Origin of the sequence: Rhizomonospora bruguierae, from assembly GCF_018397995.1 — a bacterium.
GTDB classification, from domain to species: Bacteria; Actinomycetota; Actinomycetes; order Mycobacteriales; family Micromonosporaceae; genus Rhizomonospora; species Rhizomonospora bruguierae.
The window spans coordinates 1-585 of the sequence record NZ_BBQH01000180.1 but is presented as its reverse complement, the minus strand read 5'-3'; the positions used below and the strand labels follow the sequence as shown (position 1 = coordinate 585).

At 63.2% G+C, this 585-nt stretch carries 1 tRNA gene; it reads left to right on the top strand.

Annotated elements, in window-relative coordinates:
* Window positions 1–443: 443 nt before the first annotated feature.
* A tRNA-Arg gene (locus KJS59_RS30745) sits at window positions 444–516 on the top strand.
* The last annotated feature ends 69 nt before the right edge of the window (window positions 517–585 follow it).

The window sequence follows — 585 nt, the reverse complement described above, 5'->3', positions numbered from 1 at the left end:
TCAAAAGCGGACTCTCATGCCGCGATCCGGTGCGAGCGCAGCCCGTCCAGGCCGTAACCGAGTGTAGTCAGCGAGGCTGCTCGGCCTGTGGCATGGAGACTTGCTCGATCGACGTCGTTGACCCTTGGTACGCCGATCTCTGTCGCTCTGGCGTACCTGCCTGTTCACTCGGACCTGTACCCCGACACGAGCACGCCCGGGCCGGGGGAGCGCACGTCATGATCTTCGATGATGTGCTCGGTGTGTGCTCTCCAGCGGATGCCAGCCCGGGTGAACCGGTGCCACCGCGGGTCACCGCGGCCGACCGCCGGTCGCAAACCGGGGTTCGTGTGCTCGGGGTGTGGTCCTGGGCTGGGAGAACAGGGGTATGGGTGACGTGGGTGAACGTGGGCCACTCCCTGCCACCCCAGGTGAACCCCCGGGTCGCTAGACTAGACCCTCGCGCCCTCGTAGCTCAGGGGATAGAGCATCGGTTTCCTAAACCGTGTGTCGCAGGTTCGAATCCTGCCGGGGGCACTATCTCCATAAATCAGGACTTGACACGACTTGTCCGAATAGCTAAAATGCTTGCCCGCGTTTCCTAGT